We start from the raw sequence: 20,899 nt of genomic DNA, 5'->3' as shown, positions 1-20,899 counted from the left end.
ACGCTTTCGCGAACGGAAGCGGCACCAAGAGAGGAAACGCACCATGAGCGAAGAAGTCCTGACCGAAGTCGATGACGGCGTCCTCGTCGTCACCATCAACCGGCCCGAAGCCAAGAATGCGATGAGCAAGGCCGCGGCCGAGGGAATCGCGGCGGCGATGGACCGGCTGGATGCGGAAGACGATCTGCGCGTCGGCATCCTGACCGGGGCGGGCGGCACCTTCTGTTCGGGCATGGACCTGAAAGGCTTCCTGCGCGGCGAGAGTCCCAGCGTCGAAGGCCGCGGCTTCGGCGGGGTGGTGCAGAAGCCGCCGCAGAAGCCGCTGATCGCCGCGGTGGAAGGCTATGCGCTGGCCGGCGGGCTGGAACTGATGATCGCCTGCGACCTGGTGGTGGCCAACAGCGGGGCGAAATTCGGCATTCCCGAAGCGAAGCGCGGCCTCGTCGCCGCGGCAGGGGGCGTCATGATGCTGCCCGACCAGATTCCCGAACGCATCGCGATGGAGCTGGCGCTGACCGGCGATTTCATCGGTGCGGAGCGGGCCTACGAGCTCGGCCTGATCAACCGCGTGACGGAAGGCAGCGCGCTGGACGGGGCGAAGGAACTGGCCGCCAGGATCGCCGAGAACGGCCCGCTGGCCGTGAAGGTCTCCAAGCAGATCCTGAAAGAATCGCGCGGCTGGGCGATGGAGGAGCGCTATGACAAGCAGGCCCAGCTGATCGGGCCGGTCTTCGTTTCCGAAGATGCGCGCGAAGGGTCCATGGCCTTTGCCGAGAAGCGCAAGCCCAACTGGAAGGGCAAGTAAGCCGTGGCCGGTCCGCGCTCCGGCCCGCTTTCGGGCATCCGCATCGTCGAGTTCGCAGGGATCGGGCCGGGGCCGTTCTGCGGCATGATGCTGGCCGATCACGGCGCCGAGGTGATACGGATCGACCGAGCGACGGGCGGGCGCGGCGGCAGCACGCCGGTTTCGCAGAAGGACGTGCTCGGGCGCGGGCGCAAGTCGATCGCGCTGAATTTGAAAAGCGAGGAGGGCATCGCGCTCGCCCGCAAGCTGGCGGCCAGCGCCGACGGGATCATCGAAGGCTTCCGCCCCGGCGTGATGGAGCGGCTCGGCCTCGGCCCCGAGGTGCTCCTCGCCGACAATCCGAAGCTGGTCTACGGCCGCATGACCGGGTGGGGGCAGACCGGGCCCTATGCGCCCTATGCCGGGCACGATATCAACTACATCGCGCTGGCCGGGGCGCTCGCGCATTTCGGGCGGGCGGACGAAAAGCCGACCCCGCCGATCAACATGGTCGGCGATTTCGGCGGCGGCGGGATGATGCTCGCCTTCGGGATGGTCAGCGCGCTGCTGGCTGTTGCGAACGGAGGCGAAGGCCAGGTGATCGACGCCGCGATGACCGATGGCACTGCGGTGCTGATGGGCATGATCCACGGCATGAAGAACATGGGCGTGTGGAGCGAGGACCTGGGCGCCAACATGCTCGACACCGGCGCGCATTATTACGACACCTACGAGACGGCGGACGGCAAGTTCGTCTCCATCGGCAGCATCGAACCGCAGTTCTATGCCGAACTGCGCCGGCTGGCGGGCCTCGCCGAGGACGCCGCCTTCGACGCCCAGATGGACCGCCGCGCCTGGCCCGATCTGAAAGCCAGGCTCGCCGAAGTCTTCGCCGCGAAGACGCGCGACGAATGGGACGCGCTGATGGAGCATACCGACGTCTGCTACGCCCCCGTGCTCACGATGAGCGAGGCGGCCGCCCACCCGCACAACCGGGCGCGCGAGACCTTCGTGGAGGTCGCCGGCGATATGCAGCCCGCCCCCGCGCCGCGCTATTCCGCCACCCCCACCGACCGCCCCGATCCCGCCCCCATGCCGGGCGACGACACCGACGCGGTGCTGGCAGGGCTGGGCATGGACGAGGGCGAAATCGCCACGCTCAGGGAAGGCGGCGCGGTGGGGTGACTCGCCTGATGCGAATTTGACGAAGTTGACAGGGTGTCAATTTCACGGCTGATCACCAAACCATTGATATATCACCTAAAAAACCGACTCGGCAGGTCATGCGCCACGTCCGGCCCCGCCCCCCTCAATCCGTGGCGCGTGGACCCCGCCCTTCCAGTTCCGCGTCGCTGTCGTCCAGCCAGTCTCCCGGACCACGTGCAACGCGTTCGATCAGGGCGCCGAGCTCGTCGGGGTCGTAGGCGGTTTCGGGCCGTTCGCTCAGCGCGCAGGTCGTCGGCATCGCCCGTCGCTGCGCCAGCAGGGCCAGCGTCGGCCGCTCGTCAAAGCGGCGCGAGGTGCCGACGAGCTCGCCGTTGTAGTAATGCGGCACCTCCACCCCGTTGATCGCCCGGTCGAGCGCGGCTTCGGCCAGCGCATCGAAGCGGGTGAGGTAGGCCGCCTGCCACGCCGCATCGAACGGCGTGTCCTGCAACCGCGTGCGCAGGGCATAGGCGGACTGCCGGCTCATCCCCACGGCCCGCGCCGCGGCAGAGACGTTGTGGGTGGCCGCCAGCTCGCGCAGGAAAGCCGCCTGCCGCGCGGCCGTCCACCCGTCGTGGCGCACGGGTCTGGCGGGCAGGTTTTCGGCGGGATGGAGCGTGGCCGGGTCGGCCGGCACGAGCGCGCCGCTATCGGCGCTGTCGAACGAACGGGGATCGGGATGCTGCGTCATCCGGCAGGGTAGGGCAGATTTGGCGAGAGTAGGAAAATGGTTTCTTCGGTAGTCACCACACGCTCAGCAACGCTCACAAGCCTGCGATAATTTCCCCCATCGCGGCGGCTGCCTTCTCGCCATAGACCGAGTGCCCGTAATCGTTGGGATGGACGCCGTCGATGGCGAGATTGAAGAACGCAGACTGGTCTCCGGATGGCAACCATCCTGACACGTCGATTGTGTAAGTCGCCTCAACACCCGCCGCCGCAGCGAAAATCGCATCGCGGCATTCGGCAAGATGGGCCGGATAGGGCACACCGCCATTGTAGGAGAATGGCCCCAGCACGAAAATGACCATATCGGGCGCGGCGTTTCTCAGTCCGGTGAAATAGCTTGCGGCCGCATCGCCGATTTCCTGCGGGGTGAAGCCCGTGCCGTCGGACCGGCAATCGTTCAGGCCACCGGCAATGACGACAGCGTCCGGTGGTCCGCCGGCTACCGCTTCCAGCACATCTTCCGGCCGGTCGAGGAAATTGAACTGTTGGCCCCTGCGCTGCAAATAACCCGTGCCGCCGATCGACGCCATGACCGGATTACCGATGCCCAAGCGAGCAGCTACGTGCATGGGCCACGTGTTGACGACGTGGCTGGCGTTCGATCCTTCGGAAATACTGTCGCCGATGAACACCATCGAAGCGGGCGTACCGTCGGGCTTTACTCCCAGGGTTTCACCCGCGGGCAGCCGCAATCCTCCGAAAGCACGGTTGCGCAGCCAGACCCGGACTGTCCGTGCTGACTGCGATTCCGGTATTTCGACCAGGTTGTAGAGCCAGCTTCCCGAGAATGTCTGTCCGCTCGGGTAACCGGCAAGATTGGTCCGCACACCGTCGATTTCGATGATGAGGTTTCCGGGGGTGCCGCCGTCGATGGAGACGAGCTCGAACCGCGATTGCCCGGCGGGCAGGACGAATTCGATGCCGTCGTTGAGGCCGTATCTTGCGGCAGTGTAACCCGCGTCGTCATAAACCGGCTCGCGCGTGGTGACCGCCTGGTTGAGCAGCGTTTCACGATAGGGGTAGCCGGATGCCCGTGTGTGCCGACCGCCAAGCATGGTTATCCGTTCGTCATCCGGCTCGACGAATTGCGCATCGGCAATCCAGCTTTCACGCAAGCGGGACGAAACCGTGAGCGCGATGTCGCCAATTTGTATTGCGCAGCCCGTTGCCAGCGCGGCTTTCAAGCGGGCGACTTCCTCGCTGTAGGTGGGAGGGGGAGGCGGGGGCGGCGCGGGGGTGGCTGTCGGCTGGGCAACCGGCGGCGAGGAACTGCCTTCGTCACCACAGGCGACCAGCGTGACCGCGAGTATTACAGCGACAAATCTGTTTTGAATCATATAAACTACCCGCCCGTTCCGGCCAGACTAACGAATGCCCGCTCAAATAAAAATGGTTAAAGGAAATTTTTCACAAATGCATAAAGCTATGATCAAAGCATTTAAGCGACGAACTCCCTCACCTCCGCCACGAAATCATCGAACCGGTCATGATGGACCCAGTGGCCGGCGCGGTCGTAGTTGGTGAGGGTCACGTTGTCGCCGAAGTGGGCCATGCGGCCATCCTCCGCCGGATTGCTGGCCCAGCTGTCGTTGCCGTAGACGAGGCGCGTGGGGCAGGTGATGCGGGTCCATAGCTCCTCCACCTGCGCCTGCGTCACGTCGTCGGGCGGCCAGGCGTGGAGGTGGGGATCGAACTTCCAGCTCCACGTGCCGTCCTCGTTGCGGATGGCGCCGTGGCGGGTGAGGTATTCGGCCTGCGCGCGGCTGAGATAGCTGTTCGCCTCGTGCATCCGGCTCGCCGCTTCCTCGAACGTGGCATAGCGTTTCGGCTGGCGGGCGGAGGCTTCGCGCTTCCTGGCGATCCAGTCCGTGCGGTGTTCGAACCACGGCTTTTCCGCCATCTTCGCCTGCATCTTCGGGCTGGGGCCGAGCCCCTCGATCGCCACCAGCTTGCGCACGTTGTCGGGGTACATCCCGGCATAGCGCATGGCGATATTGCCGCCGAGCGAGTGCGCCACGATGGTCACGGGCGCCAATTCGAGCTGGTGGACCAGCTGCGCGAAATCATACAGATAGGCGGTCATCGGGTAATGGCCGGTGTTGGTCCATTCGCTGTCGCCGTGGCCGCGCAGGTCGGGGCAGATCACGTGCCAGTCTTCGCGCAGTTCCTCCGCCACCCAGTCCCAGCTGCGGCAATGGTCGCGCCCGCCGTGCTGCAGGATCAGCGGCGGCGCGTCCGGATTGCCCCAGTCGGCGTAATGCAATCTGGTGCGCTGGCTGATGAAGGTCTGGCTGACGGGTCCGATCACATCCATGACGCTATTTCCGCGCGTTATCGATCACCGCAATGGTGATGCGGCCGATGCAGACCGGGCGGTCCTCCTCGTCGGTGACGCGCCAGGTCCAGACCTGGCTGGTGCGGCCGGCGGTTTCGCGCCGGGCGATGCAGGTGACGAAGCCGTCCTTTACCGGGCGGACGTGGTTGGCGTTGATCTCCATGCCCACGGCTGCGTGGCTCGCCGGGTCGAGCGTCCATGCCGCGCCGACCGAGGCGACCGTTTCGCCCAGCACCACCGAGGCCCCGCCGTGGAGCCGGCCGAAGGGCTGGTGGACATCCGGCCCCACCGGCATGCGCGCGGCCAGCCAGTCGTCCCCGTAATCGCAGAATTCGATGCCGAGCAGGCCGGGCATCACGGCCCCGCCGGACGCGGTCATCGCGGCAAGGTCGGGCGCGGCGAACCAGATCGTATCCCCCATCTCAGATGCACCAGTCGAGTTCGTGGCACGGCTCGCCCGCGTCGGCCTTGTGGTGGCGATTGGCCACCATCCGCTCGTGCAGGGAGCGGATCGTCTCGCTACCCGTCCGCTCGAACAGGAAGGGGAACACCCCGTGGACGAGGCAGGCGATGCCGCCCGCGATCATCGGCAGGCCGAAACTCGCCGCGACGCGCAAATGCTGGAGATAGGTTTCACTGACGGTTTGCGGATGGGCGGTAAAGGGCTTCACGGCGCGGCTCCTCCTGTGCTGGCCGCCCAGCGATAGGGGCTGGCCGCGCGGCGCGCAATCGCCCTGCCGCAGCGAATGGCCCCGCTCGACGCCCGCACTCGACGCGGGCCTGCGGGCACGATATGCGCGCCCACAAGTTGCATTTGAAACCGGTTCAAGGATCCGCCGCACCATGAAAGCCCTCGTCAAATCCCGCGCAGAACCCGGCCTGTGGATGGAGGACGTGCCCAAGCCCGAAGTCGGCATCAACGACGTGCTGGTGAAGGTGAAGCGCACTGCCATCTGCGGCACCGACATGCACATCTGGAAATGGGACGAATGGGCGCAGGCGACCATTCCCGTGCCGATGGTGGTGGGCCACGAATTCGTCGGCGAGATTGCCGAGATCGGCAGCAACGTGAAGGATTATTCGGTCGGCCAGATCGTCAGCGGGGAAGGCCATGTCGTGTGCGGCCATTGCCGCAACTGCATGGCCGGGCGCCGCCACATGTGCGCCAACGCGCAGGGGATCGGCGTCAACCGGCAGGGCGCCTTTGCCGAATATCTCAGCCTGCCCGCCGCGAACCTGTGGCTGCATAATCCAGGCATCGACCTCGACGTCGCATCGCTGTTCGATCCGTTCGGCAATGCGGTCCACACCGCGCTGCAGTTCGACATTCTGGGCGAGGATGTGCTGATCGTGGGCGCGGGGCCCATCGGGCTGATGGCGGCGGCAGTCTGCAAGCATGCCGGCGCGCGGCATATCGTGGTCAGCGACCTCAACCCCGAACGGCTGGAATTGGCCAAGACGATGGGCGCGACGCGCACGGTGAACGTGGCCGAAGAATCGCTGGCGGACGTGCAGAAGGACCTCGGCATGACCGAAGGCTTCGACGTCGGGCTGGAAATGTCGGGCAGCGAGGCGGGCTTTGCCTCCATGGTCGACAACATGTGCCACGGCGGCAAGATTGCCATCCTCGGCCTGCCCGCAGGCGACGTGCGGATCGACTGGCACAAGGTCATCTTCAACATGCTGACGCTGAAAGGCGTCTACGGCCGCGAGATTTTCGAGACCTGGTACAAGATGTCGGTCTTCATCGAGAGCGGGCTGGACCTGACGCCGATCATCACCCACCGCCTGCCGGCAACCGAGTTCGAGAAGGGCTTTGCCGCCATGCTCGACGGGTCGGCCACCAAGGTCGTGCTGAACTGGGAGGACATCTGATGGACGCGACATTCTACGACCACCTCGCCAGCGAACTTAAGGATATCGAGGAAGCGGGCCTGACCAAGCACGAGCGGGAGATCACCTCTGCGCAAGGGCCGCAGGTCGCGCTGGGCGAGCGCCGCGTCATCAACCTGTGCGCCAACGACTACCTCGGTCTGGCGGGCGACGAGCGGCTGCGCGATGCGGCACGCGAAGGGCTCGACACGCATGGCTACGGCATGGCGTCGGTGCGCTTCATCTGCGGCACGCAAGACCTGCACAAGGAAGCCGAAGCGCGCCTCAGCCGGTTCCTCGGTTTCGAGGATACGATCCTCTACCCGTCCTGCTTCGATGCCAACGGCGGCCTGTTCGAAGTGCTGCTGGGCGCCGAAGACGCGATCATTTCCGACGAGCTCAACCACGCCAGCATCATCGACGGCGTGCGGCTCTGCAAGGCGCAGCGCTATCGTTACAAGAACAACGACATGGCGGACCTGGAAGCACAGCTGAAGGCCGCCGACGCCGCCGGTGCGCGCTTCAAGATGATCACCACCGACGGCGTGTTCTCGATGGACGGCTACATCGCCCGGCTCGACGAGATCTGCGACCTGGCCGAGAAATACGGCGCAATCGTGCATTTCGACGATTGCCACGCCACGGGCTTTCTCGGCGCGACCGGGCGCGGCACGCACGAATTCCGCGGCTGCATGGACCGGGTGGACATCACCACCGGCACGCTGGGCAAGGCGCTGGGCGGGGCGAGCGGCGGTTATACGTCCGCGAAGAAGGAAGTGGTCGCGCTGCTGCGCCAGCGTTCGCGCCCCTATCTCTTTTCCAACTCCGTCGCGCCCGCCGTGGTCAGCGGCGCGCTGAAGGCGCTGGACATCGCGGAAGACGGCGCGGCGCGCGAACGGCTGTTCGCCAATGCCGCGCATTTCCGCGCCGGGCTGGAGCGGATCGGACTGGAATCTCTGCCCGGCGAACACCCGATCATCCCGATCATGCTCTACGATGCGAAAATCGCCGCCGAATTCGCGCAAAAGGCGCTCGGCAAGGGCGTGTACGTCACCGCGTTCAGCTATCCCGTGGTGCCCCACGGCAAGGCCCGCATCCGCACCCAGATGTCGAGCGGGCTGTCGACCGACGACCTCGACCACGCGCTGGATGCATTCGCCGCGATCAAGGCGGAAATGGGTATCTAGGACTCACCCGTACTGCATCGGCATTGCCGCAATATCGGCGTGGATGCTGGCCGCGTGGGCGGCGGCCATCACCCGCTGCTGGTCCACCTTCTCGTCGAACAGGGCGATGTTGTCGGACAGCGAGCCTCGATGTATAGGTCCCAGAATGGCATCAAGGTTGGCAGGGCGAGAAGGATCCCGAGACTGCCGAGTGCGACAAGCCGCCCTTGAGGTCTGGGAAAACATAGCCATGCAAGCGCCGCGATAACCGCAAGGAGATAGGCAGGCCATGCTCCCAGGTTGGTCGGTCTGCCATCAATCAAAGTTTGCTCCGCCGTCGCATTCGCGCGTCGAAGTCGGCTCGCGGCGACAGGGCTTGTCTCGGACAAGGATTTGGTGCGGTCGAGAAGACTCGAACTTCCACGGCCTTTCGGCCACAACGACCTCAACGTTGCGCGTCTACCAGTTCCGCCACGACCGCACTCAATCGAAAAGGGCCGCGTCTGCGGCGGCCCCCGGAGGTAGGAGCGCGCCCTTAGCAAGCAGGTGAGAGGGCTGCAAGCGGCTTTCGTCCCGCGCCGGCCAGGGGATGGGGCCGGGGCCAGGGCGGGCTCAGGCCAAAGTTAGGCCAGGGTCAGGCGGGCGACCAGCCGATCTCGGCAGAGCGGGCGGTGCGGGGCACGTCGGTCACCGCCTGGTTGATGCTGACGCTTTCCCCCGGCGCGATGGTGCGCTGCCCCGCGTTGATGACCTTGCTGTAGACGATCTTCTGGCGCGCATCGCGCATCACGATCAGGATTTCGGGGAGGCGCTGCGTCGTTTCGCCGACGTTCGTCACGCTGCCGCTGACGCCGAAATACTGCGTGCCGTTGGGCAGCTTGCGCTGGTCCTGCCGGTCCTGCGGGAATTCCAGCAGCAGGTCCGGCTGCGGCTGGGCGAAGGTAGGCCGCTCGATCGGCACCCAGTCGGGCAGGCCCCAGTAGTTCGCCGCGGCAATCAGGCCGATGGCGGAAATGGCGAATATCGCGGCCGCCCAGGTGAGCAGCTTGAGCTTGTTGCGGCGCGGGCGGAAGGGGGGCTCGTGGTCGAATTGCGAACGGTCGTCGTCCGGTTCGTGGATGAACTCGCGCACCGGTGCCGCCTGTGGTGCGGGTGGGACGGGCGGCGGATCGTCGCTTTCGGCCTGAGCGACCGGTTCCTCGCGCGCCGGAGGCGGGGTAGGGGGCGGGGGAGGTGGAGGCGAAGAGGCGGGCGCGGCTGCCGCTTCCTCGCTCCGCCGCACGGCGATCGAGGGGCCGGGCGGCGGCGTGGGCGTCGGCGCGGGGATGGCCGCTTCGCCTCGTGTCGTAGCCGCAGGCGCAGAAGCGGGAGCCGGAGCTGTCCCTGTCGGCGCGGCCTTCGCTTCCGGCCTGCTCTGGCTTGCCAGCGCGTCTTCGGACGGATCCTGGAACCAGCTCGTGCGGCACTGCGCACAGCGTACGGTTCGCCCTTCGGGGCCGATCGCCTTGTCGGGCACGACATAGCGCGTGGCGCAGGCAGGGCAGGAAATGATCATCTTGGCATGGCGTTAAGCACGATTGCGACGAAGCGGGCAAGGTAGTGAAAACCGCCCCATGCGGCGGGATTGGCTTTTTTCCACACCGGCACGCCGCTATAGGCCGTTTTGCCCATGCTCTCCTGCCCCCGAAACCTGCCCTCCTGCGCCCCGACTGGCGCGATATCGTGAACGACCTGCGTGACGATATCATCCAGTTCGACAATGTCGGGCTGCGTTACGGCACCGATCGCGAGGTGTTGAGCGATGTCTCCTTCTCGCTATTCCCGGGCAGCTTCTATTTCCTCACCGGGCAGAGCGGGGCGGGCAAGACGAGCCTGTTGAAGCTGCTTTACCTCGCCCAGCGCCCGTCGCGCGGGGCGATCCGCATGTTCGGCACCGATGTGATCACGCTGGCGCGCGGCCGCCTGCCTGCCTTCCGCCGCCGGATCGGCACCGTGTTCCAGGATTTCCGGCTGGTGAGCCACCTGTCCGCCTTCGACAATGTCGCCCTGCCGCTGCGCGTGGCGGGCGTGCCGGAGGCCGACATCCGCAAGCCGGTGGCCGACATGCTCGACTGGGTCGGGCTGGCCGAACGGATGGATGCGCGGCCGGAAACGCTTTCGGGCGGGGAGCAGCAACGCGTCGCTATCGCCCGCGCGGTGATCGCCCGGCCCGAACTGCTGGTGGCGGACGAACCGACCGGCAACGTCGATCCCGACATGGCGCTGAAACTGCTGCGCCTGTTCGAAGCGCTCAATCGCCTCGGCACCACGGTGGTGGTGGCCACCCACGATGTCCACCTGCTCAAGAAAGTGCCGCAGTCGCTGATCATGCGGTTGGATAAGGGGCGCCTGTCCGATCCCACGGGCGCGCTGCGTTATCCGCCGCGCCAGTCCGAAGGCACCATGCGCGGGGGCCGCCGGTGAAGCCGCCTCCCGCCCGCCGTTTCGCACGGCTGCGCGGCCTGTCCCCTTTCCGCGGGGACCGGGCGGCGGAGATCGTGCCGCACGCGCGGCTTTCCGGACCAATGCCGTGGGTGATGGCGATCATGATCGCGCTGACCAGTGTCGCTGCGGCAGGCGGCCTGTCGCTCAGCAGCCTCGCCTCCGGCGCGCGGGCGGAACTCGACGGCGGGCTGACCGTGCAGGTGATGGAAGCCAACCCCGCCGCGCGCGATCGCAAGGCGGAACAGGCGGTCTCCTTCCTCAGCAACCAGTCCGGCGTGATCGCCGCGCAGCGCGTGCCGCAGGACGAGCTGGCGACCCTGCTCGAACCCTGGCTCGGCGAGATGGGCGGCGACGGCGGGGCGGAAGAGGCGGCCATCCCGATCCCCGCGCTGATCGACGCGCAGCTGGACGGCGCGGCTTCGCCCGAGCGGCTGGAGCGTCTGTCGGAAGCCCTTTCGGCGGCGGTGCCGGGGGCGACGGTCAACACGCAGTCGAGCTGGCTGGAGCCGGTGTTCGGCGCCATCGCCTCGCTGCAATGGCTGTCGCTCGGGCTCGTCGTGCTGCTGTCGCTGGCGACCGTGGCCGCCGTGTGGCTGGCCGCGCGCAGCGCGCTGGGCGGATCGCGCGACACGGTGGAGATCGTCCACCTCCTGGGCGGGACGGATCGCCAGATCGCCGGCGTTTTCCAGCGCTCCATCGCCTATGATGCGATGCTGGGCGGCGCGGTGGGCCTCGCCATCGGCATGGGCGCTATCCTGGTCCTCGGCTCGCAATTCTCGACGCTGAATTCGGGCCTGATTGCGGAAAGTTCGCTCGGTTTGGGCGAGTGGCTGTTGATTGCCGCGATTCCGCTGGTAGGCGTCGCGCTCGCCGCATTGACGGCGCGCGTCACGATCCTGCTGGCGCTGAGGAAGATGTTATGATCGGGCGGCTGATTGCTGCATTCCTGCTTGTCTGGGCACTGGGTTTCGGCTGGTTCGCCGTCGCCCTGCCGCAGCCCGTGGACGACGTTCGCACCGACGCGGTGGTCGTGCCCACCGGTGGCGGCGGGCGCATCCAGCGCGGGCTCGAAGTGCTGGAGCAGGGCCGGGCCGAGCGCATGTTCGTGACCGGGGTCGACCGCGAGGTGAGGGCGGAGGAATTCGCCGCCGAATTCGGCGTGTCCGACGCCCGCATGGAATGCTGCGTGACGTTGGGCTACGCCGCCGTCGACACGCGCGGCAACGCGGCCGAAGCGGCCAAGTGGGTGGAAAGCAACGACGTGGAAAGCATCCGCCTCGTCACCACCGACTGGCACATGCGCCGCGCGCATCTCGATCTCGGCCGCGAATTGCCCGGCGGGGTCACGATGGTGGAGGATGCGGTGGCGTCGGAGCCGTCGCTCTACATCCTCTTCCTCGAATACCACAAGCTGCTGGCGGATTATGCCGGGGGGATCATCCTCAGGTGATCGCGCTGCGCAATATCGTGTTCTACCTGCTGTTCGTGCTGGGCAGTATCGTGTGCATCTCCATGGGCGCGCTGACCTCTCCGTTGGGGCGGGAGCATACGCAGCGCTGGCCCGACCGGTGGAGCCGCTGGCACCGTTGGCTGTGCGAAAACATCCTCGCCATCAGGGTGGTGGTGGAAGGGCCGCAGGAAACCCGCCCGGTGCTTTACGCCCTGCGCCACGAATCCTTTTTCGAAGCGATCGACCTGCCCGTACTGCTCGACAAGCCGGTGCCCTTCGCCAAGGCGGAGCTGTTCCGCATCCCCGGCTGGCGCGCCGCATCGCGCGGCTACGGCGCGGTGGAGGTGAAGCGCGACCAGGGCGCCACGATGCTGCGCCAGATGGTTTCGCAAGCCAAGGGCTACAGCGCGGAGGGGCGACCGCTGTGCATCTTTCCCGAAGGCACGCGGGTGCCGCACGGGGAGGAGCGCGCGCTGCAATCGGGCTTTGCCGGCCTTTACAAGCTGCTGCGCCTGCCGGTTGTGCCGGTCGCGGTCGATTCAGGCCCGCTCTACCACCGCTTCTGGAAGCGCCCCGGCACCATCACCGTGCGCTTCCACGAACAGATCGAACCCGGCCTCCAGCGCGAGGAGATCGAAGAGCGCGTGCGGACCGCGATCAATTCGCTGAACTGATTTCTCCCCTCCCTTGAGGGAGGGGCCGGGGGTGGGTGCTCCACGTCGGCTTGCCGGTACCCCCATCCCGACCCTTCCCCATGGGGAAGGGCAAAAAGCCTCAATGCCCCCGCCCGAAGTCGGGCGAGGCGTCGTCCTGTCCCTGCTCGATGATCGAGCGGCGGATGGCGCGGGTGCGGCTGAAGAGGTCGTGCAGCGCCTCCCCGTCGCCCGAACGGATCGCGCGCTGCATGGCGGTGAGGTCCTCGGTAAACCGGCCGAGCATCTCCAGCACCGCGTCGCGGTTGTTTAGGAACACGTCGCGCCACATCACCGGATCGGACGCGGCGATGCGGGTGAAATCGCGGAAGCCGCCGGCGGAATACTTGATCACCTCGCCGCGCGTGACCTCCTCCATGTCGGACGCGGTGCCGACGATGGTGTAGGCGATAAGGTGCGGGATATGGCTGGTCACCGCGAGCACGAGGTCGTGGTGCTGCGCGTCCATCACCTCCACCTTGGCACCCAAAGAGCGCCACAGGCCGGTCAGCGCCTCGACCGCTTCGGGCGGCGCGTCGGCGGGCGGGGTCAGGATGCACCAGCGATCCTGGAACAGGCTGGCGAAGCCGGCATCCGGGCCGCTCTCCTCGGTCCCGGCGACCGGGTGCGCGGGGATGACGGTGTGATGAGGCAGCGCTTCGGCCAGCGCCTCCACCACCGATTGCTTGGACGATCCGACATCGCTGACGATGGCGCCTGCCGGCAGCGTATCCGCCAGATCGCGGGCCGCCGCGCCGATCGCGCCCACCGGCACGCACAGGATGGCAAGGTCGCATCCGGCCACAGCCTCCGCCGCCGTCTCGCACACGGCAGTGACCAGCGCGCGTTCCGCGGCGCGGCGGCGCACGGCGGGATCGCGGTCGTAACCGCAAGTGACGATGTCGGGCCGCCGCTCCGCCAGCGCGAGGCCGACCGACCCGCCGAGCAGGCCGAGGCCGATGATGGCGATGCGCTGCACGCCTAGCTTGCCTCTGCCAGGTCGCGGATGACCTGCGCGACCGTATCCATTTGCTCGCGCGTGCCGATGGTAATGCGCAGCGCGTGGGCGAGGCCCTGCGAGGGCAAGTGCCGCACCGCGATGCCCGCATCCGCGATGGCCGCCAGCGCGGTCTCTGCGGAAAGGTCGCCTTCGAACAGCACCAGCGCGAAATTGGCGCGGCTGGGGATCATGCGGATGCCGTGATTGTCCAGCGCGGCGATGGCTTGCGCAAAGCGCTGCAATTCTTCGGCATTATGCGCGCGCGAATGTTCGATAAATTGCCTATCGGCCAGCGCGGCAGTGGCGGCGGCCTGTCCGGTGGCGGACACGTTGAACGCACCGCGCAGCCGGTTCAGCATATCGACCAGATGCGGCGCGCCTGTCGCCCAGCCGATCCGCTCCGCCGCGAGGCCATGGGCCTTGGAGAAGGTGCGGGTGACGAGCACGTTGTCGTGCGCCGCCGCCAGCGCCAGCCCGCCGTCGTCCTCGCCGGGAGCGAGATATTCGGCATAGGCCTGGTCGACCACCAGCAGCACATCTGCGGCAAGCCCCGCGTGCAGCCGCGCGACCTCGCCTGCATCCAGCCAACTGCCCACCGGATTGTTGGGATTGTCGAGCAGCACGACCTTCGTGCGCTCCGTCACCGCAGCCAGGATATTGTCGACCGAGGCCGCATAATCGGCATCGTCGGCGAACACCGCCTCGGCCCCGACCCTGTGCGTCAGCAGCGGGTAGAGCGAGAAGGAGTAGCGCGAAAACAGCACTTCGTCGCCGACCCCGGCGAAGGCCTGCAGCGCGCATTGCAGCATCTCGTCCGAGCCCGCACCGCACACGATTCGCGCCGGATCAATGCCGTGGAGCGCGCCGATGGCTTCGCGAAGGGCGCGGCTGTCCGGATCGGGATACAGCGCCAGCGTGCGCGCGTCGGACTTGGCGGCAAGCGCTTGCGGCGAGGAGCCGAGCGGGTTCTCGTTCGCCGACAGCTTGGCCAGCGGCTTGCCGTCAGCGCCCGAAGACTTGCCCGGCACATAGGCATGGATCCGCTCGACATAGGGCTTCGGCGCCGGACGGATTGGGGGGCGGTTGGGCGAACGCTGGGTCATGCGCGCGGCTTTACCCCAAATCCTCCCTTCGACAAGCTTGCGTCGCTGGGTTAGGGCAGGCTTTCCTATCGTCCGCCCCGAGCTTTCCTGCCGACCCGCCCGTGACCGCACCGCGCTCCCTCATCCTGCCCCGCCCCCTGCCGCTCGACAGCGGGCAGTCGCTCGGCCATGTCGAGATCGCGTTCGAAACCTATGGCGACCTCAACGCTGCCAGGGACAACGCCATCCTCGTGTGCCACGCGCTGACGGGGGACCAGCATATCGCCAGCCCGCATCCGGTCACCGGAAAGCCCGGCTGGTGGGAGCGGCTGGTGGGCGAGGGCAAACCCATCGATACCGCGCGCCACCACGTGATCTGCGCCAACGTGATCGGCAGCTGCATGGGCTCGACCGGCCCCGCCACCGTCGCGGATGACGGCGCGCCCTACGCCATGCGCTTTCCCGTCGTGACGATCCGCGACATGGTCCGCGCGCTTGTCGCCCTGCTCGACGAACTGGGCATCGCGCGGCTCCATGCGGTGGTCGGCGGCAGCATGGGCGGGATGCAGGCGCTGAGCCTGGCGGCGAATTTCCCCGACCGGGCGGCACGCGTGCTCGCCATCGCCACCACCAGCCGCCACAGCGCGCAGAACATCGCCTTCCACGAGCTTGGCCGGCAGGCGATCATGGCCGACCCGGGCTGGAACGGCGGGGACTATTACGGCGCGGCGGAAGGCCCGGAGAAAGGTCTCGCCGTCGCCCGCATGGCGGCGCACATAACCTATCTTTCCGAAGCCGGGTTGACCGACAAGTTCGGCCGCCGGTTGCAGGACCGCGAGGCCAAGGGCTTCAACTTCGACGCCGAATTCCAGGTCGAAAGCTACCTGCGTTACCAGGGCCTCGCCTTTACCGACCGCTTCGATGCCAACGCCTATCTCTATATCACCCGGGCGATGGATTACTTCGACCTGGCCGAGGAAGCGGGCGGCTCGCTGGCGGAGGCTTTCCGCCGCAGCGATGCGCGCTTCTGCCTCGTCAGCTTCGACACGGACTGGCTTTATCCCACGTCCGAAAGCCGCCACATTGTCCATGCACTGAATGCGGTGGCGAAGCCCGTCAGCTTCGTCGAACTGTCCGCGCCTTTCGGCCACGACAGCTTCCTGCTCGACGTGCCGGAATTGGACCGCGTGGTTGAGGGGTTCCTCGGATGACCGCCTTGCGCCCGGACCTTGCGACCATCCTGCGCCGGATCGAGCCGGGCGCGCGGGTGCTCGACATCGGCTGCGGGGACGGGGCGTTGATGGCGGCGCTGACGGCGAAGGACGTCGACGCGCGCGGGATCGAGATCGACGGCGGCTGCGTCGCGTCCTGCGTGGCGCAGGGGCTCAGCGTGGTGCAGGGCGATGCCGACCGCGACCTTGCCTTCTATCCCGACGGCGCGTTCGATTACGCCGTGCTCAGCCAGACCTTGCAGACCGCCGCGCGGCCCGACCGCATGATGCAGGAATTGCTGCGCGTCGGGCGGCGGGCCTTCGTCTCTTTCCCCAATTTCGCCTATTGGCGGATGCGCTGGGCGCTGCTGTCGCGCGGCCGGATGCCCGTCACCCGACACTTGCCCGTCAGCTGGTACGAGACCGATAATATCCACCACGTGACGGTACGCGATTTCGAATTGCTGGCCGAAGCCCTCGGCATCGCCATCGAGCGGCGCTGGTTCTTCACCCGCGACCGTGAAATGCCCGCAGGCGGCGCCAACTGGCGCGCGGAATACGCCCTTTTCGAAGTGAGCGGCGGATTGCCAAACCCTTGATACACGACAATACAAAGGTTTCGCTTCGCATCGCGGCATAAGCTGCTATTGCGATGCTTTCGCAAGAACAGGATTCGCAATGCGCAACACGATTTTCGCCGCCGCTCTCGCCGGCACCGCTCTGTCGCTTTCCGCCTGCGCCGAAGCGCCGGAAGAGACGACCACCGCTGAGGAAACCGCTGCTCTCGACGGCGGTGAAGAAGCGACCGTGTCAGCCGACGCGGTGCTCGACCCCAACACCGCGACCGCCGAGGAACTGGCGGTGATCGACGGCATGACGCCGGAACTGGCCGAAGCGATCGTGGCGGGCCGTCCCTACGACAGCGCCATGGCATTCAACACGAAGCTGATGGAAACGCTGGACGAAGGCGCCGCCGCCACGGTGCGCGAGCGGGTGTTCGTGCCGATCAACCTCAATTCCGCCAGCGAAGACGAAATCAGGCTCGTCCCCGGCATGACCGACAAGATGGTCCACGAGTTCGAGGAATATCGCCCCTACGAGAACATGGAGGAATTCGACCGCGAAATCGGCAAGTATGTCGACGAGGCCGAAGTCGCCCGTTTCCGCAAGTACGTGACGCTGTAAGCCGTCACCTGCGGCGCGGTCTTCCCCGCCGCTGCAGCACGATCCTGGCCGTCTCGATGGCGGCCAGGACGGCTGCATGGAACCACGCCGTGGTCGGATCGAAGGCCGACCAGATCCAGTGCAGGAACGTGAGGATCGCCGCCGGATAGACCAGCCGGTGGAGTGTCTTCCATTTTCGCTTGAGCGCCCGCATCGACGCATCGTTGGACGTGATGGCCAGCGGCAGGAACAGCGCCAGCGCCAGCCAGCCGGCGATAAGGTAGCTATCGGACATCTCCGCCACCACCTGCGCCAGCGAGCCCTTCTTCCAGAGATAGACCGCCGTATGCCCCGCGGCATAGGCGAAGCTGGCCACGCCGAGGTCGCGCCGGCGGCGGGCCAGCCATGAAGTCCAGCGTGCGCGCTTGAAAAGCAGCCGCACCGGCGTGACGGCCAGCGTCGCCATTAGCAGCCACGCCGCCCAGTCCCCGCTGTCCGCGATCGCATGGCCATAGCCGTAAGCATCCGGCGTCAACCCCCATCGCCCGAGCATCCATGCGCCCGGCAGGGACAGGGCGAGCCATAAAAGTGGGCGTGGCACTTGTCAGCCCTTCAGCCGCTGCGCGTGCCACGCGACGTGATCAGCCATGAAGGTGGAGATGAAGTAATAGGAGTGGTCGTAACCTTCCTGGAGGCGGATTTCGGCGTCGAGGCCCGCGTTCTCGCAGGCCGCTGCCAGCCGGTGGGTCTGCAGTTGTTCGACGAGGAAGTCGTCCGCCGTGCCCTGGTCCACCAGCAGGTGTTCGATCCGCGCGCCGTCCTCGATCAGGGCGACGGCATCGTATTCGCGCCATGTCTTGCGGTCGTCCCCCAGGTAGCGGCCCAGCGCCTTGTGGCCCCACGGCACTTCGCCGGGCGCGACGATGGGGCTGAAGGCGCTGCAGCTGCGGAAGCGCCCCGGGTTGCGCAGCGCGATGGTCAGCGCGCCGTGGCCGCCCATCGAATGGCCGGTGATCGACTGGCGCGCCGGATCGACCGGGAACTCGGCCGCGACGAGGGCGGGCAATTCCTCCTCGATATAGGTCCGCATGCGGTAATGCTGCACCCACGGCTCCTGCGTCGCATCGACATAGAAGCCCGCGCCCTTGCCGAAATCGTATTCGTCTTCCGCGTCGGGCACCGCCTCCCCGCGCGGGCTGGTGTCGGGCGCGACGAAGACGATCCCGTGCTTCGCGCAAGCCGCGCGGTACTCGCCTTTCTCGGTGACGTTGGCGTGAGTGCAGGTGAGGCCGGAGAGGTACCACAGCACGGGCAGCTTCGCGCCTTCGGCATGATCCGGCACGAAGACGGAGAAGGTCATCTCCGTGCCCGTCGCGTCCGACGGGTGGGAATAAACGCCTTGCGTGCCGCCGTGGCTGCGGGTGGTCGATACGGTTTCCATGGGCAGGTCCTAGAGAATGCGAACGAACAGGCCGACGAGATTGTGGCCGATGATGGGGAAGAGCAGGCTGCCGCTGCGATAGCGCATGTCCGCCAGGATGGCACCAATCAGCCCGACGTAGAACAGCGAGAACACGTCGAAGGATATCTGTCCGCCGGGGCGCAGCGCAAAGGCGTGGCCGCACGCCATGGCAATGACGCCCATCGCGAGGCCCCAGCCGAGATACTTGCGAGCATCCACCATCCGGGCGGACAGGCCGAGCGCGAAGATTGCGGGCAGGACGGCGCGGTACATCAGTTCCTCCTCCAGCCCCGGCACGGTGAGGTGGTAGGCAACCGCGCCCGCATCGATCCCCGCCGGGTTCCAGCCGATGCCGCCGGGCAGGGCGGATATGGCGACGAGGACGCCGAGGCCGAGGATCGAGGTGGGCAGCGAACCGGGCGCCTGTCGCAGCGTCAGGCCCAGCGCCTCGCGCTCGAACACCGGGCCGGAGTTTACCCACTTGCCGATCGCGACCAGCGACACGGCGAGTGCCGACAGGCGGCTGAGCCACCGCTGCTCTGCCGGCATATCGAGAAATGCGGCGGGCAGGGTAAGATAGCTCAGCAGGCCGTATACGGCATAGAGACCCGCGCCGACCAGCAGCCAGCGCCAGCGCAGCGTCGCCTTGCCGGCGGCGGACAGCGCCACCGCCAAGAGCAGCGCCGGCACCGTCCAAGCGGCCACGGCAAGCGCGAAGTTCACGGGGCGGCGTGCGATCAGCCGGGGCGATGCATCGCGCAGATCTTGTTCCCGGCGGGATCGCGCAGGTAAGCCAGGTACAGCTTCATGCCGGCCCCTTCGCGCAGGCCTGGCGGATCCTCGATCTCGGTACCGCCATTGGCCTTGCCCGCTTCGTGCCAAGCGTCGGCCATTTCCTCGCTCGAGGCGGCGAAGCCGATGGTCGAACCGTTGCCGCAGCTCGCCGGCTGGCCGTCGATCGGCTTGGTCAGCAGGAAGATGCCGCCATTGTGCATGTAGATGACACGGCCCTTGGGATCGACCTGCCCCTCGCGCCCGCCCAGCGCCTTGAAGCACGCATCGTAGAATTTCTTGGACGCCTCGATATCGTCGGCGCCCAGCATGACGTGGCTGAACATTCTCGTCTTTCCTTGGTGAAATTCAGTAAACCACCACCGCGCGGATGCTTGTCCCCGCATGCATGAGGTCGAAGCCCTTGTTGATCTCGTCGAGCGAGAGGCGGTGGGTGATCATCGGGTCGATGGCGATCTTGCCGTTCATGTACCAGTCGACGATCTTGGGAACGTCGGTGCGGCCCTTGGCGCCGCCGAAGGCCGTGCCGCGCCAGTTGCGGCCCGTCACCAGCTGGAAGGGGCGCGTCTCGATGGTGTTGCCGGCTTCCGCCACGCCGATGATGATGCTGGTCCCCCAGCCCTTGTGGCAGCATTCCAGCGCCTGGCGCATCACGTCGGTGTTGCCGGTGCAGTCGAAGCTGTAGTCCGCCCCGCCGTCGAGCAGGTCGACGAGGTGCGCGACCACGTCTGACGTCTCTTTCGGATTGACGAAGTCGGTCATGCCGAACTTCTCGCCCCATTCCTTCTTCGACGGGTTGATGTCGACGCCCACGATGCGGTCCGCGCCCGCCATCCTGGCGCCCTGGATCACGTTCAGCCCGATCCCGCCGAGGCCGAAGACCACCACGGTGTCGCCCGGCTGCACCTTGGCGGTGTTGGTCACCGCGCCCACGCCCGTCGTCACGCCGCAGCCGACGTAACAGGTCGTGTCGAACGGCGCGTCCTCGCGAATCTTGGCGACGGCGATTTCGGGCAGCACGGTGAAGTTCGAAAAGGTCGAGCAGCCCATGTAGTGGTAGATCGTCTCGCCCTTGTAGGAAAAGCGGCTGGTGCCGTCCGGCATCAGCCCCTTGCCCTGCGTTTCGCGGATCGCGCTGCACAGGTTGGTCTTGCCCGACAGACACATTTTGCACTGGCGGCATTCCGGCGTGTAGAGCGGGATGACGTGGTCGCCCGGCTTCACGCTGGTGACGCCCGCGCCCACTTCGCGCACCACGCCGCAGCCTTCGTGGCCGAGGATGCTGGGAAACAGGCCTTCGCTGTCCAGCCCACCCAGCGTGTAGGCATCGGTATGGCAGATGCCGGTCGCCATGATTTCCACCAGCACCTCGCCCGCCCTGGGCCCTTCGAGGTCCAGCTCGACGATTTCGAGCGGCTGCTTGGGGGCGAAGGCGACGGCGGCTCTGGTCTTCATGGGCGAAATTCTCCT

25 protein-coding genes and 1 tRNA gene are annotated in these 20,899 nt (G+C 66.8%); 11 read left to right on the top strand and 15 right to left on the bottom strand.

Annotation, left to right across the window (positions count from 1 at the left end):
* Nucleotides 1-43 precede the first annotated feature (43 nt).
* Nucleotides 44-805, top strand: a complete 762-nt coding sequence (locus tag QQW98_RS03430) for a crotonase/enoyl-CoA hydratase family protein (protein ID WP_290136153.1) — start codon at nucleotides 44-46, stop codon at nucleotides 803-805.
* A gap of 3 nt (nucleotides 806-808) precedes the next feature.
* Nucleotides 809-1,969: a CaiB/BaiF CoA transferase family protein gene (locus tag QQW98_RS03425; RefSeq protein WP_290136152.1), complete on the top strand. Its 1,161-nt coding sequence runs from the start codon at nucleotides 809-811 to the stop codon at nucleotides 1,967-1,969.
* 124 nt (nucleotides 1,970-2,093) lie between these two features.
* On the opposite strand, the gene QQW98_RS03420 is transcribed toward QQW98_RS03425, so the two are convergent.
* The 5 genes from QQW98_RS03420 to QQW98_RS03400 form a co-directional block, all read right to left on the bottom strand.
* Nucleotides 2,094-2,681: a hypothetical protein gene (locus QQW98_RS03420; protein ID WP_290136151.1), complete on the bottom strand. Its 588-nt coding sequence runs from the start codon at nucleotides 2,679-2,681 to the stop codon at nucleotides 2,094-2,096.
* A gap of 73 nt (nucleotides 2,682-2,754) precedes the next feature.
* Nucleotides 2,755-4,056, bottom strand: coding sequence for an SGNH/GDSL hydrolase family protein (locus tag QQW98_RS03415; RefSeq protein ID WP_290136150.1), 1,302 nt, complete (start codon nucleotides 4,054-4,056; stop codon nucleotides 2,755-2,757).
* Between the two features lie 101 nt (nucleotides 4,057-4,157).
* Nucleotides 4,158-5,033, bottom strand: a complete 876-nt coding sequence (locus QQW98_RS03410) for an alpha/beta fold hydrolase (protein WP_290136149.1) — start codon at nucleotides 5,031-5,033, stop codon at nucleotides 4,158-4,160.
* A 4-nt stretch (nucleotides 5,034-5,037) separates the two neighbouring features.
* Complete coding sequence (locus QQW98_RS03405) at nucleotides 5,038-5,475, bottom strand: hotdog fold thioesterase (protein WP_290136148.1); 438 nt, start codon at nucleotides 5,473-5,475, stop codon at nucleotides 5,038-5,040.
* Nucleotide 5,476: 1 nt separating this feature from the next.
* Nucleotides 5,477-5,725, bottom strand: a complete 249-nt coding sequence (locus QQW98_RS03400) for a DUF6356 family protein (RefSeq protein ID WP_290136147.1) — start codon at nucleotides 5,723-5,725, stop codon at nucleotides 5,477-5,479.
* 172 nt (nucleotides 5,726-5,897) lie between these two features.
* Between QQW98_RS03400 and tdh the strand changes: the two genes are divergently transcribed.
* Complete coding sequence (tdh, locus tag QQW98_RS03395) at nucleotides 5,898-6,929, top strand: L-threonine 3-dehydrogenase (protein WP_290136146.1); 1,032 nt, start codon at nucleotides 5,898-5,900, stop codon at nucleotides 6,927-6,929.
* A complete protein-coding gene (locus QQW98_RS03390) occupies nucleotides 6,929-8,113 on the top strand; it encodes a glycine C-acetyltransferase (RefSeq protein WP_290136145.1) in 1,185 nt (394 codons plus the stop codon). Before tdh ends, QQW98_RS03390 begins: the two co-directional genes overlap by 1 nt.
* Nucleotides 8,114-8,116: 3 nt before the next feature.
* Here the strand turns inward: QQW98_RS03390 and QQW98_RS03385 are convergent, their stop codons facing one another.
* From QQW98_RS03385 to QQW98_RS03375, 3 genes are all read right to left on the bottom strand, one after another.
* A complete protein-coding gene (locus QQW98_RS03385) occupies nucleotides 8,117-8,344 on the bottom strand; it encodes a hypothetical protein (RefSeq protein WP_290136144.1) in 228 nt (75 codons plus the stop codon).
* A 142-nt stretch (nucleotides 8,345-8,486) separates the two neighbouring features.
* Nucleotides 8,487-8,573, bottom strand: a tRNA-Leu gene (locus QQW98_RS03380).
* Nucleotides 8,574-8,726: 153 nt separating this feature from the next.
* Nucleotides 8,727-9,647, bottom strand: coding sequence for an MJ0042-type zinc finger domain-containing protein (locus tag QQW98_RS03375; RefSeq protein ID WP_290136143.1), 921 nt, complete (start codon nucleotides 9,645-9,647; stop codon nucleotides 8,727-8,729).
* A gap of 167 nt (nucleotides 9,648-9,814) precedes the next feature.
* Between QQW98_RS03375 and ftsE the strand changes: the two genes are divergently transcribed.
* From ftsE to QQW98_RS03355, 4 genes are read left to right on the top strand one after another with little or no spacing between them, the layout of a single operon-like run.
* Nucleotides 9,815-10,555, top strand: coding sequence for a cell division ATP-binding protein FtsE (gene ftsE, locus QQW98_RS03370; protein WP_290136142.1), 741 nt, complete (start codon nucleotides 9,815-9,817; stop codon nucleotides 10,553-10,555).
* Complete coding sequence (locus tag QQW98_RS03365) at nucleotides 10,552-11,499, top strand: cell division protein FtsX (protein ID WP_290136141.1); 948 nt, start codon at nucleotides 10,552-10,554, stop codon at nucleotides 11,497-11,499. The genes ftsE and QQW98_RS03365 overlap by 4 nt, the downstream gene beginning before the upstream one ends.
* Nucleotides 11,496-12,026, top strand: a complete 531-nt coding sequence (locus QQW98_RS03360) for a YdcF family protein (RefSeq protein ID WP_290136140.1) — start codon at nucleotides 11,496-11,498, stop codon at nucleotides 12,024-12,026. Before QQW98_RS03365 ends, QQW98_RS03360 begins: the two co-directional genes overlap by 4 nt.
* Nucleotides 12,023-12,700, top strand: coding sequence for a lysophospholipid acyltransferase family protein (locus QQW98_RS03355; protein WP_290136139.1), 678 nt, complete (start codon nucleotides 12,023-12,025; stop codon nucleotides 12,698-12,700). Before QQW98_RS03360 ends, QQW98_RS03355 begins: the two co-directional genes overlap by 4 nt.
* 100 nt (nucleotides 12,701-12,800) lie before the next feature.
* Here QQW98_RS03355 and QQW98_RS03350 read toward each other — a convergent pair whose 3' ends face one another.
* Nucleotides 12,801-13,697, bottom strand: coding sequence for a prephenate/arogenate dehydrogenase family protein (locus QQW98_RS03350; RefSeq protein ID WP_290136138.1), 897 nt, complete (start codon nucleotides 13,695-13,697; stop codon nucleotides 12,801-12,803).
* Between the two features lie 2 nt (nucleotides 13,698-13,699).
* Nucleotides 13,700-14,821: a pyridoxal phosphate-dependent aminotransferase gene (locus QQW98_RS03345; protein ID WP_290136137.1), complete on the bottom strand. Its 1,122-nt coding sequence runs from the start codon at nucleotides 14,819-14,821 to the stop codon at nucleotides 13,700-13,702.
* 101 nt (nucleotides 14,822-14,922) lie between these two features.
* On the opposite strand from QQW98_RS03345, the gene metX reads away from it, so the two are divergent.
* The 3 genes from metX to QQW98_RS03330 all read left to right on the top strand — a co-directional run bounded on the left by metX (nucleotide 14,923) and on the right by QQW98_RS03330 (nucleotide 17,196).
* Nucleotides 14,923-16,011, top strand: coding sequence for a homoserine O-acetyltransferase MetX (metX, locus tag QQW98_RS03340; protein ID WP_290136136.1), 1,089 nt, complete (start codon nucleotides 14,923-14,925; stop codon nucleotides 16,009-16,011).
* Nucleotides 16,008-16,610 carry a methionine biosynthesis protein MetW gene (gene metW, locus QQW98_RS03335; protein ID WP_290136135.1) on the top strand — a complete coding sequence of 201 codons (603 nt, stop codon included), beginning with the start codon at nucleotides 16,008-16,010 and terminating at the stop codon, nucleotides 16,608-16,610. Before metX ends, metW begins: the two co-directional genes overlap by 4 nt.
* 79 nt (nucleotides 16,611-16,689) lie before the next feature.
* Nucleotides 16,690-17,196 (top strand): hypothetical protein, encoded by a 507-nt coding sequence (locus QQW98_RS03330; RefSeq protein WP_290136134.1) that lies wholly within the window; start codon nucleotides 16,690-16,692, stop codon nucleotides 17,194-17,196.
* Nucleotides 17,197-17,200: 4 nt separating this feature from the next.
* Here the strand turns inward: QQW98_RS03330 and QQW98_RS03325 are convergent, their stop codons facing one another.
* The 5 genes from QQW98_RS03325 to QQW98_RS03305 are packed head-to-tail and all read right to left on the bottom strand — an operon-like array spanning nucleotide 17,201 to nucleotide 20,884.
* Nucleotides 17,201-17,776, bottom strand: coding sequence for a protein-methionine-sulfoxide reductase heme-binding subunit MsrQ (locus tag QQW98_RS03325; protein ID WP_290136133.1), 576 nt, complete (start codon nucleotides 17,774-17,776; stop codon nucleotides 17,201-17,203).
* A 3-nt stretch (nucleotides 17,777-17,779) separates the two neighbouring features.
* Nucleotides 17,780-18,616, bottom strand: coding sequence for an S-formylglutathione hydrolase (gene fghA, locus QQW98_RS03320; protein WP_404800858.1), 837 nt, complete (start codon nucleotides 18,614-18,616; stop codon nucleotides 17,780-17,782).
* A gap of 9 nt (nucleotides 18,617-18,625) precedes the next feature.
* On the bottom strand, nucleotides 18,626-19,360 hold the full coding sequence (locus QQW98_RS03315; RefSeq protein WP_290136132.1) for a CPBP family glutamic-type intramembrane protease: 735 nt from the start codon (nucleotides 19,358-19,360) through the stop codon (nucleotides 18,626-18,628).
* 14 nt (nucleotides 19,361-19,374) lie between these two features.
* Nucleotides 19,375-19,755 carry a VOC family protein gene (locus QQW98_RS03310; protein WP_290136131.1) on the bottom strand — a complete coding sequence of 127 codons (381 nt, stop codon included), beginning with the start codon at nucleotides 19,753-19,755 and terminating at the stop codon, nucleotides 19,375-19,377.
* 22 nt (nucleotides 19,756-19,777) lie between these two features.
* Nucleotides 19,778-20,884, bottom strand: coding sequence for an S-(hydroxymethyl)glutathione dehydrogenase/class III alcohol dehydrogenase (locus QQW98_RS03305; protein WP_290136130.1), 1,107 nt, complete (start codon nucleotides 20,882-20,884; stop codon nucleotides 19,778-19,780).
* Nucleotides 20,885-20,899: the final 15 nt, after the last annotated feature.

Source organism: Alteriqipengyuania flavescens (assembly GCF_030406725.1).
Lineage (GTDB): Bacteria > Pseudomonadota > Alphaproteobacteria > Sphingomonadales > Sphingomonadaceae > Alteriqipengyuania_B > Alteriqipengyuania_B flavescens.
This window is presented reverse-complemented; position numbering and strand designations above follow the sequence as displayed.

What these genes read in the sequence shown, in the direction of transcription:
- QQW98_RS03430 (WP_290136153.1), top strand. Translation starts at nt 44, where the DNA reads ATGAGCGAAGAAGTCCTGACCGAAGTCGATGACGGCGTCCTCGTCGTC.
- QQW98_RS03420 (WP_290136151.1), bottom strand. Translation starts at nt 2,681, where the DNA reads ATGACGCAGCATCCCGATCCCCGTTCGTTCGACAGCGCCGATAGCGGC.
- QQW98_RS03415 (WP_290136150.1), bottom strand. Translation starts at nt 4,056, where the DNA reads ATGATTCAAAACAGATTTGTCGCTGTAATACTCGCGGTCACGCTGGTC.
- QQW98_RS03410 (WP_290136149.1), bottom strand. Translation starts at nt 5,033, where the DNA reads ATGGATGTGATCGGACCCGTCAGCCAGACCTTCATCAGCCAGCGCACC.
- QQW98_RS03405 (WP_290136148.1), bottom strand. Translation starts at nt 5,475, where the DNA reads ATGGGGGATACGATCTGGTTCGCCGCGCCCGACCTTGCCGCGATGACC.
- tdh (WP_290136146.1), top strand. Translation starts at nt 5,898, where the DNA reads ATGAAAGCCCTCGTCAAATCCCGCGCAGAACCCGGCCTGTGGATGGAG.
- QQW98_RS03390 (WP_290136145.1), top strand. Translation starts at nt 6,929, where the DNA reads ATGGACGCGACATTCTACGACCACCTCGCCAGCGAACTTAAGGATATC.
- QQW98_RS03385 (WP_290136144.1), bottom strand. Translation starts at nt 8,344, where the DNA reads ATGGCTATGTTTTCCCAGACCTCAAGGGCGGCTTGTCGCACTCGGCAG.
- QQW98_RS03375 (WP_290136143.1), bottom strand. Translation starts at nt 9,647, where the DNA reads ATGATCATTTCCTGCCCTGCCTGCGCCACGCGCTATGTCGTGCCCGAC.
- QQW98_RS03360 (WP_290136140.1), top strand. Translation starts at nt 11,496, where the DNA reads ATGATCGGGCGGCTGATTGCTGCATTCCTGCTTGTCTGGGCACTGGGT.
- QQW98_RS03345 (WP_290136137.1), bottom strand. Translation starts at nt 14,821, where the DNA reads ATGACCCAGCGTTCGCCCAACCGCCCCCCAATCCGTCCGGCGCCGAAG.
- metW (WP_290136135.1), top strand. Translation starts at nt 16,008, where the DNA reads ATGACCGCCTTGCGCCCGGACCTTGCGACCATCCTGCGCCGGATCGAG.
- QQW98_RS03330 (WP_290136134.1), top strand. Translation starts at nt 16,690, where the DNA reads ATGCGCAACACGATTTTCGCCGCCGCTCTCGCCGGCACCGCTCTGTCG.
- fghA (WP_404800858.1), bottom strand. Translation starts at nt 18,616, where the DNA reads ATGGAAACCGTATCGACCACCCGCAGCCACGGCGGCACGCAAGGCGTT.
- QQW98_RS03310 (WP_290136131.1), bottom strand. Translation starts at nt 19,755, where the DNA reads ATGTTCAGCCACGTCATGCTGGGCGCCGACGATATCGAGGCGTCCAAG.
- QQW98_RS03305 (WP_290136130.1), bottom strand. Translation starts at nt 20,884, where the DNA reads ATGAAGACCAGAGCCGCCGTCGCCTTCGCCCCCAAGCAGCCGCTCGAA.